Origin of the sequence: Nocardia sp. NPDC002869 (assembly GCF_046764065.1) — a bacterium.
Taxonomy (GTDB): Bacteria; Actinomycetota; Actinomycetes; order Mycobacteriales; family Mycobacteriaceae; genus Nocardia; species Nocardia rhamnosiphila.
This window is the reverse complement of record NZ_JBKOOL010000206.1, coordinates 1-8,820: the sequence shown is the minus strand read 5'-3', so window position 1 is coordinate 8,820 and position 8,820 is coordinate 1. Positions and strand designations below refer to the sequence as shown.

The following is an 8,820-nucleotide window of genomic DNA, read 5'->3' as shown; positions in this document are numbered from 1 at the left end:
CCGGCACCCCCCCAAAACCCCCACGCCCAATGGACTGATGTCCCCTCACCCGCTCTGAGACGAGTGTGGGCGGGCCGGATGATCCGGCCGGCCCACGAAGTTCCGCGCGCGTCGGGTCAGCTGTCGAGTTCCCGCGCGACCGCGCGCACCACCTCCGAGATCCGCTGGGCGGTCTTGCGATCCGGGTAGCGGCCCTTGCGCAGGTCCGGCTGCACCTTCGCCTCGAGCAGTGTGATCATGTCCTCGACCATGCCGTGCAGTTCATCGGGGCTGTGCTTACGCGCGACCGGCTCCTTGCGGGCGCCGCGCTCCTGGTTCTGCCGCACCGACGGGGGCGCCTCCACCAGCTTCAGGCTCAGCGCCTGCGGCCCGCGCCGCCCGGCCGCCATCCCGAACTCGACCCGCTGACCGGGCTTGAGCGTCTCGACGCCCTGGGGCAGCGCGGACGAGCGGACATAGACGTCCTCACCCTCGTCCTGGGAAAGGAAGCCGAAGCCCTTTTCCACGTCGTACCACTTCACCTTGCCGGTCGGCACTGCGCTCACCCGTTCGTCTGTTCGGCGCCCGACCCACCGGGCCCGGGCACGCTCGTCTGCTGGAACCCGCTGATGGCAGGTCTTTCCCCTACTCGAAAAACGCGCCCCACAAGCATGCAGGACGCGAGATCGTTCCGAGTCTACCCCGGTGGGCACAGCCCCAGCACATCAGTTTTACGGTCGAACGGTGACGAATCCTGCCGATCCGCGGCCCTCCGGCCCCCCGTCCGGGCGCACCCCCGGCAACTGGTTACTCCAACTCGCGCTGGGTCTCTTCGCCCTCGGACTGCTGTCGGTGGTGGCGATCTTCCTCACCCCGATCCTCACCGGCGGCAAGCCGGGCCTCTGGCTGTACCTGGGCGCCATGCTGGCTCCCGTCGGTTTCGTCGCGGCGTTGATCTTCGCGTTGCGCTCGGGTCGCAGATCCAGGTGACATCTGTCCAGTACCCGGCCGGGACACATCCCAAGCCCTATGTGATGATAATCACATAACGGCATGATAACGGGCCCGCGTGTCCTACGCCGGATACCCGATGCACCCCCACTAGCTGCGCAGAGTCGCCGGGCGGTACTCGTGACCGCTCCGCAACCCGTCCGCACACGCCGGTTACCAAATAGTGATTTTTCGGCGGGAACGTCGTACCGTCTACCCCAGCCGGGCACATCCGGCCCACCGGCCCGCCGCACCGAACCTCGCCCCGCGGGTACCGGAACCCAACGGAAACCAAGAGGGGCGAGGGCGGGACGGGCACCCTCTCAGCCTGGACCCGAGCGAATACCTCGCAGGTGCGTACGAGAGGAAGACGAACCCGAATGAGTGGACGCCATCGCAAGCCCACCAATACCGGTCGCACTGTGGCCAAGGTTGCCGTCACCGGCGCCATGATCAGCGGTGCGGGTGTAGCCCTCGCCGGTACAGCCAGCGCGGCACCCGACTCCGACTGGGATCGACTCGCGCAGTGCGAGGCCGGCGGCAACTGGGCCATCAACACCGGCAACGGCTATCACGGCGGACTGCAGTTCTCGCAGAGCACCTGGCAGGCCAACGGCGGTGGAGACTATGCGCCGACCGCCAACCAGGCCAGCCGCGAACAGCAGATCGCCGTCGCCGAAAATGTACTTGCCTCGCAGGGCTGGGGCGCCTGGCCCTCCTGCTCCTCCTCGCTGGGCCTGAGCAGCGGCTCGACCCCGCGCGAGACCCCGGCCGACACTCCGGCCGTGCAGACCGAAACCCCGGGCAGCCAAGCCGCGCCCGGCACCCAGACCCAGGCTCCGGCCCAGGCACCCACCCAGACCCAAGAGGTCTACACCGCCGTGGATCGCGCGCTCGCCGCCGTCCAGGCGCAGGGTGTGCAGGTCCCGCAGCCCGCACTGGATCTGTTCGAAGCCGTCAAGGCCGGCACCCCGCAGCTGGATTCGGGCCTGCTCAATGTCTTCGAGGCCAACAAGGGCCTGCTGCCCTCCTGAACGGGCACCTCGACTACGAAAGAACCCCGCTCCACCATCAGGTGATGCGGGGTTCTTTCGTTCGTCCGCTCAGCGGTTGATCACTGTGTGCGGGTGCAGATACGGCAGCTGGTCGGAAGCCACCGGGAACTCGGTGTCCTCGCCGAAGGGCGAGAGGTTACCGGAGCGGGACGACGACAGCTCGGTGACCGCGTGCTCACCGTCGGCCACCTCGGGCCAGCCGTTGTCGATATAGGGTTTCTTCGATTTGTTCACCACCCCCTCATTCTGGCATGCCCCTGCCGCGGCGCCGCATGTCAACCGCCTCGACGACACCCGTCGCACGCTCGGGACCGGCGTGCCGGACCGCGCCGCGTGGGTCACCGGGCCGCGCCCCACCGAACCCGCGGCGCCCGGCTAGTCTGGACCGGATGACCGGCCAAGACTCGTTCACCGCCTGGCTCGGCGCCCGATCCGACGCACAGCTGGTGGCACTGCTGGAACGTCGGCCCGATCTCGCGGTACCGCTGCCGTCCTCCATGGCAGTGCTCGCCGCCCGCGCCGAACAGCGCGCTTCGGTACTGCGCGCGGCCGACGATCTCGGCACCGTGCCCTTCGCGATCGTGGAAGTGCTGGCCGTGCACACCGCGGGCGGCGGCGAACCGATGACCCGCACCGAACTCAAACGCGCGCTGCGTGCCCGGGCCAAGGCCGCGACGGTGGACGCGGCCGTCACCGAACTGGCCGACCGGGCCCTGCTCTGGTTCGAAGGCGACCGCATCCGCCTCGTACCCGCTGTCGCCGAGGCACTGCCGTGGCCGTTGGGCAGCGGAGCGGAGACCACCCCGGCGCTGTCCGAATCGGAGATAGCCACCGCGCTCACCGACCTCCCGGAGGCCGAACGCGCGCTCCTGGACAAACTCGCCGAGACCGGACCGCGCGGACGCACGCGCGATGCCGCCCCGGACGCGCCCGCCGACCGGCCCGTGCCCCGGCTGCTGGCGGCCCGACTGCTCCGCCGGATCGACGACGAGACAGTGGAGCTACCGCCCGCCGTGGGCCAGGTGCTACGCGGCGAACCCGTCACCGACCCGTACCGGCTCGCCGAACCCGAGCCCCGGCCGATCCCGCACCCGCCGGGCGAAGTCGACGGCGTCGGGGCGGGTGAGGTCGGTGAACTGCTCCGGCACTGCGCCGCGATCCTGGAAGTACTGGGTCAGCTGCCCGCGCCGGCACTGCGCGCGGGCGGTCTCGGCGTGCGGGAACTGCGCCGGATAGCCAAGGCGACCGGTATCGACGAGACCCGGGCGGGTCTGCTGGTGGAACTGCTGGCGGCGGCGAAACTGATCGAGAAGGGTTTCCCCGACCCGCCGCCGGAGGCCGACGCCGACGATTTCTGGGCGCCGACTCCGGCCGCGGACTCCTGGTCGGAGGCTCCGTCGGCCCGCCGCTGGGTCCCGCTCGCGCACGCCTGGCTGGAGTTGGACCGGTATCCGTGGATGATCGGCCTCCGCGATGCCGCGGACAAGCCGCTGGCCGCGCTCGCGCACGAACTCCGGGTACCGTACGCCGTGCGGGACCGGCGGATCGTGCTCGAGGCACTCGCCGAGCAACCATCCGGCATCGAACTCGAACCCGCCGCACTCGCCCAGCTGCTGGCCTGGCGCACCCCGCGGCGTCGGCGGCATTTCCGCCGGGAAGTGGTGGACAACACCCTGTACGAGGCTGCCGCGCTCGGCGTGGTGGGCCGGGGCGCGCTCACCGGCGCGGGCCGGATGCTACTGACCGATACCCTCGCGGCCGCCGAAACCGCGCTGGAGGCCGCCCTCCCCGAGCCGGTGGACCATGTGCTGGTCCAGGCCGACCTGACGGTGGTGGCGCCCGGACCGCTGACCGCCGATCTACAACGCCGGATCGAATTGGTCGCCGATGTGGAGTCGGCCGGTGCGGCCACCGTCTACCGGATCGGGGAGTCCACCCTGCGCCGCGCGCTCGATGCCGGTCTCACCGCCGCCGAGCTGCACACCCTCTTCGGCCGGCATTCCCGGACTCCGGTTCCGCAGACTCTGACCTACCTGATCGACGATGTGGCGCGGCGGCACGGCCGGTTGCGGGCCGGGATGGCGCAGTCGTTCGTGCGCAGCGAGGACCCGGCACTACTGGCGCAGGTCCTGGCCTCCCCGGTGGCCGAGACCCTGGCCCTGCGCGGTATCGCCCCGACGGTGGCGATATCACAGGCGCCGCTGGGCGAACTGTTCGAAGAACTGCGCCGGGCGGGTTTCGCACCCGCGGGCGAGGACGCCTCCGGCGCGATCGTGGATCTACGACAACGCGGTGCGCGGATCGGTGTGCGGCCGCTGGCCCGGCAACCGTATCGGCCGACCCCCCCGACAACCGATCAACTGGAACTTCTGGTCACCGAGCTGCGTGCCGGGGAGCGCGCCGCGACCGCCACCTCCGGGCAGGTGGTACGCAGCGACGGCACCCGCAGCAGCACAGCCGCCGCCCTGGCACTGCTGCAGCTGGCCGCGCGGGTGCGGCGCCAGGTGCACATCGGTTATGTCGACGCCAAGGGCACCGCGATCCAGCGGGTCGTCGAGCCGGTGCGGGTCGGCAACGGACAGCTGGACGCGCTGGACCCGGTGACCGGCACGGTCCGGCAGTTCACCCTGCATCGGATCTCGTCGGTCGCGCTGCTCGAATAACCGTGCCGCCGCGGCGCTCAGCCGCGCAGTGATCCCGGGTAGAGGTACTGCTCGGGCGGCGGCGTGGTACCGCGTAACCAGGCGTCGAAGAACCCGGTGAGATCGGTCGGCGATTTGGACTGGACGAAGGCGCGGAAGGCCCGCATCGAGGCATTGCCGTAGGCGTGGACGGTGACGAATTCGCGCAGGGCCGCGAAGAAGACGTCGTCTCCCAGCTGTTTGCGCAGCGCGTGCATGAACAGCGGCCCCCGGTAATACACCGAGGTGAACATCTTCTCCGGGCCGGGGTCTTCCAGTGGGACGGCCCAGAATTTCGGCTTCGCCAGCATCTCCCGGACCGTCTTGCGGTAGTCGGCGTCCACATCGGCGCCCTCGGTCCGCTCGGGCCACAGATAGTCGGCGGTATAGCTGGCGATGCATTCGTTGAGGCAGATATCGGACCAGCTCTCCACCGAAACGGAATCGCCCCACCACTGGTGGGCGGTCTCGTGCACCACGGTGTTCAGATCCGCCCAGGCCGCATAGGTGGGCCGGGTCTGGGTTTCCAGCGAGAAGGGGATGTCGACGGACAGGAAGATACCGCCGCCGGCGTCGAACGGGTACGGGCCATAGAGGCTCTCGGTGAAATCGAGCACCTGCGGGAGCTTTTCCTCGTATTGCCGCAAGCCCTCGGCACCCGGAGCGAAAGCGCTGAGCAGCGGCGTGCCGTTCGCGCGGCGCTGCTCCAGATACTCGAATCGGTCGATGGCGACGGTGGTGAGATAGCCGATCACCGGATGCCGCTGCTCCCAGCTCACGGTGCGGAATCCGTCGCGCACCTCGTCGCGCACCCGCACACCGCCCGACACCACCTCCCATTCCGCGGGAACGGTGGTGTGCAGTGTGAAGGTCGCCTTGTCCCGCGGGGAATCGTTGAGCGGATACCAGGTGGAGGCCGAATGTGGTTGTCCGGCGGCGAAAACGCCACCGGTGGGTGCGTAGGTCCAGCCCTCGCCGCGGGTATCGGGGGCGGTACCCGCGTAGTCGACGGTGACAGTGAAGGGCAGACCGGGCAGTAGCGGCAGGGCCGGGTGCACGACCAGCTCGTGCGGTTCCTGCCATTCGAAGCCGGCCGGCGCGTTGTTCACCCGCACGGCGCGCACCGGAGGCCCGCTGTAATCGAGGTCGAACGCGGTCAGCGGCTGGGTGGCGAGGGCGTCGATCCGGGTGGAACCGGTGAGTTGGTGATCGGCCGGATCGTAGCCGAGGGTCACGTCGTAGTGGGCGACGTCGTAACCGCCGTTGCCGTCCCGCGGAAAGTAGGGGTCGCCCAGGCCGTCCGAACCCGCCGGCAACGCGGATGGCGCCTGTGCCGCGGCCGGAACCAGCGCCGGGCTCGCCAGCACCACCATCCCGGCGATCAGCCAGCGGCCGAGCCTCATGCGTTTCCACCTTCCGTGATCGAGTTGTGTTTCCCGGGTCATCCCGCCCGACGACGTTAGTCGCATCCGTCCCCGGATCCCGGTATCGCGGAAAACGCGGCGCGCGAGGGTTTCCCGGCGCGCGGTCCACCTGATGCCCGGCGGCACCGGTACCGGTTCAGGCGCCGAGCCCCTCCGGCAGCTGGCCCGGATCGAGCAGCAATCGCTTGGCCGCACTGCGATGGACCTCGTCGGCGCGGGCGAGATTATCGGTGAGCAACCGCCATTCGTTCTCGGCGATGGCCGCGCGCGCCCGCTCGATCACCGCGGTATCGGCGGTACCCCAGGCGATCGGCATCGTCTCGACCGGGAGCCAGCGCTCGCCGATCGAGCGGGTGGTCCGGTCACCGCGCACCGCGACCGCCGGAACGCGCTCCCCCTCGGCGACCCGATGGCCCGGCAGATGCCGCACCTTCTTGGTGACCAGCGCGTACCGCTGCTCGCCGGAATCGCGGCGGGCCAGATTGACCAGGGCGAGCAGTACCGCGCCGCGTGCCTGGATCCGCGAGACCACCGCCGGAACCAGTTCGCCCTCGGCGTAGAGGCGGTCGATACCGGCCCGGCGCGGCGCCCACAGCGCCACCCACAGCGCCGTCGCCGCCCCCAGCGCACAGGCCAGCGCCAGCGGATAGGACCAGGGATGCCCCAGCCACACCAGATAGGCGGTAGCGGCCGTGGCGGCGACGGCGGCGAGCATCGCGGACAACCGCACCCGGCGGCGTCCGGCGACTACTTCATTGACCGCGTGGGCGTGCCGGCGGTCCACCGCGAATTCGAAGCGTCGCACGTCGCCATTCCTAACACAGTCAGTGGAGTTCGGAATGCCCTTATTGTTCGCCGGGTCCGATGGCGGGGCCCAGCAGATCGTCGGCATCGGTTATGCGATAGGCATAACCCTGCTCGGCGAGGAAACGTTGCCGATGCGCAGCGTAATCCGCGTCCAGAGTGTCGCGGGCCACCACCGAATAGAAATGGGCCTGACCGCCGTCCTGTTTGGGCCGCAACAGCCGGCCCAGCCGCTGGGCCTCTTCCTGGCGCGAACCGAAGGTTCCGGAAACCTGCACCGCCACCGACGCCTCCGGTAGGTCGATGGAGAAATTCGCGACCTTGCTGACCACGAGAACCGGGATCTCGCCGCGGCGGAAGGCGTCGAACAGCGCCTCACGCTCCTTGTTCTTCGTCGACCCCTGGATCACCGGTGCGTCCAGGGCGGCGCCCAGTTCTTCCAGCTGGTCCAGGTAGGCGCCGATGACGAGGGTGGGCGCACCGCGATGCCGGTCCAGGATGGATTTCACCACCGCGGTCTTGGTGTGCGCGGTGGAACAGAGCTTGTAGCGCTCTTCGGGCTCGGCGGTCGCGTAGGCCATCCGCTCGGCATCGGTCAGCGTTACCCGGACCTCGATACAGTCGGCCGGGGCGATCCAGCCCTGGGCCTCGATATCCTTCCACGGCGCGTCGTAGCGTTTGGGGCCGATCAGCGAGAAGACATCGCCCTCCCGGCCGTCCTCCCGGACCAGGGTCGCGGTGAGACCGAGCCGGCGCCGCGACTGCAGATCGGCCGTCATCCGGAAAACGGGGGCGGGCAGCAGATGGACCTCGTCGTAGATCACCAGCCCCCAGTCCCGGCTGTCGAAGAGTTCCAGATGCTTGTACTCACCCTTCGATTTACGGGTGATCACCTGGTAGGTGGCGATGGTGACCGGCCGGATCTCCTTGCGCTCCCCGGAGTACTCACCGATCTCCTCGTCGGTGAGCGAGGTACGCGCGAGGAGCTCCCGCCGCCACTGGCGGCCGGCGACGGTATTGGTCACCAGGATGAGGGTGGTGGCCTTGGCGCGCGCCATCGCGGCGGCACCCACCATCGTCTTGCCCGCCCCGCACGGCAGCACCACCACCCCGGACCCGCCCGCCCAGAAGGAATCGGCGGCCATTTCCTGATAGTCGCGCAACTGCCAGCTCGCGCCGTGGAAGTCCAGGTCGATCGGATGGGCCTCACCGTCGACGTAGCCGGCCAGGTCCTCGGCGGGCCAGCCGATCTTGAGCAGCTGTTGTTTGATGTGCCCGCGCTCGGACGGGTGCACCAGCACCGTGTCCTCGTCGATGCGCTCGCCGAGCATGGGAGCGATCTTCTTGTGCCGCAGCACCTCGGCGAGTACCGCGCGATCCAGGCTGACCAGGGTCAATCCGTGCGCCGGGTGTTTCACCAGCTGCAACCGCCCGTAACGGGCCATCGTCTCGACGATATCGACCAGCAGCGGCTGGGGCACCGGGAACCGGGAGTGCCCGACCAGCGCGTCCACCACCTGCTCCGCGTCGTGCCCCGCGGCCCGCGCGTTCCACAGGGCCAGCGGCGTCACCCGATAGGTGTGCACGTGTTCGGGCGCCCGCTCCAATTCGGCGAACGGCGCGATCGCCTGGCGCGCCACATCCGCGAGTTCATGATCGACTTCCAGCAACACTGTTTTATCGCTCTGCACGATCAGCGGCCCGTCTGCCACGGACACCTCCTCACCTCGGCTCCAACCATTGTCCCCGAAGCAGTGTTTTTCAGCGCCGCCTGCGGCGCCGCGGGGTTGAGGCCCCCTCGGTCTCGGGGGGGGGGGGGGGCGGCCCCGCGCCCCGGGCCCGCGCCGGCAGACGGGGGGGGGCACTCTTGGGGTGCAGGACACCACC

General features: G+C 69.6%; 8 protein-coding genes. 3 read left to right on the top strand and 5 right to left on the bottom strand.

Annotation, left to right across the window (positions count from 1 at the left end; genetic code table 11):
- Positions 1 to 116: 116 nt before the first annotated feature.
- A complete protein-coding gene (locus ACLML9_RS25940) occupies positions 117 to 536 on the bottom strand; it encodes a cold-shock protein (RefSeq protein WP_030522809.1) in 420 nt (139 codons plus the stop codon).
- Between the two features lie 187 nt (positions 537 to 723).
- Here ACLML9_RS25940 and ACLML9_RS25935 point away from each other — a divergent pair, with 187 nt between their 5' ends.
- Positions 724 to 969 (top strand): hypothetical protein, encoded by a 246-nt coding sequence (locus tag ACLML9_RS25935; RefSeq protein ID WP_411947968.1) that lies wholly within the window; start codon positions 724 to 726, stop codon positions 967 to 969.
- A gap of 380 nt (positions 970 to 1,349) precedes the next feature.
- On the top strand, positions 1,350 to 2,003 hold the full coding sequence (locus ACLML9_RS25930; RefSeq protein WP_411947967.1) for a transglycosylase family protein: 654 nt from the start codon (positions 1,350 to 1,352) through the stop codon (positions 2,001 to 2,003).
- Positions 2,004 to 2,072: 69 nt separating this feature from the next.
- Here ACLML9_RS25930 and ACLML9_RS25925 read toward each other — a convergent pair whose 3' ends face one another.
- Complete coding sequence (locus ACLML9_RS25925) at positions 2,073 to 2,261, bottom strand: hypothetical protein (RefSeq protein WP_030522811.1); 189 nt, start codon at positions 2,259 to 2,261, stop codon at positions 2,073 to 2,075.
- 152 nt (positions 2,262 to 2,413) lie between these two features.
- Between ACLML9_RS25925 and ACLML9_RS25920 the strand changes: the two genes are divergently transcribed.
- A complete protein-coding gene (locus ACLML9_RS25920; protein WP_411947966.1) occupies positions 2,414 to 4,687 on the top strand; it encodes a helicase-associated domain-containing protein in 2,274 nt (757 codons plus the stop codon).
- A gap of 17 nt (positions 4,688 to 4,704) precedes the next feature.
- Here ACLML9_RS25920 and ACLML9_RS25915 read toward each other — a convergent pair whose 3' ends face one another.
- The 3 genes from ACLML9_RS25915 to ACLML9_RS25905 form a co-directional block, all read right to left on the bottom strand.
- A complete protein-coding gene (locus ACLML9_RS25915; RefSeq protein ID WP_411947965.1) occupies positions 4,705 to 6,108 on the bottom strand; it encodes a M1 family metallopeptidase in 1,404 nt (467 codons plus the stop codon).
- 157 nt (positions 6,109 to 6,265) lie between these two features.
- Positions 6,266 to 6,934: a DUF3239 domain-containing protein gene (locus ACLML9_RS25910; protein WP_411947964.1), complete on the bottom strand. Its 669-nt coding sequence runs from the start codon at positions 6,932 to 6,934 to the stop codon at positions 6,266 to 6,268.
- Positions 6,935 to 6,974: 40 nt separating this feature from the next.
- Positions 6,975 to 8,645: a DNA repair helicase XPB gene (locus ACLML9_RS25905; protein WP_411947969.1), complete on the bottom strand. Its 1,671-nt coding sequence runs from the start codon at positions 8,643 to 8,645 to the stop codon at positions 6,975 to 6,977.
- Between the last annotated feature and the right edge of the window lie 175 nt (positions 8,646 to 8,820).

Bases quoted from the DNA above. Each gene is read 5' to 3' on its own strand.
- ACLML9_RS25915 (WP_411947965.1), bottom strand. From the start codon at position 6,108: ATGAGGCTCGGCCGCTGGCTGATCGCCGGGATGGTGGTGCTGGCGAGC.
- ACLML9_RS25930 (WP_411947967.1), top strand. From the start codon at position 1,350: ATGAGTGGACGCCATCGCAAGCCCACCAATACCGGTCGCACTGTGGCC.
- ACLML9_RS25920 (WP_411947966.1), top strand. From the start codon at position 2,414: ATGACCGGCCAAGACTCGTTCACCGCCTGGCTCGGCGCCCGATCCGAC.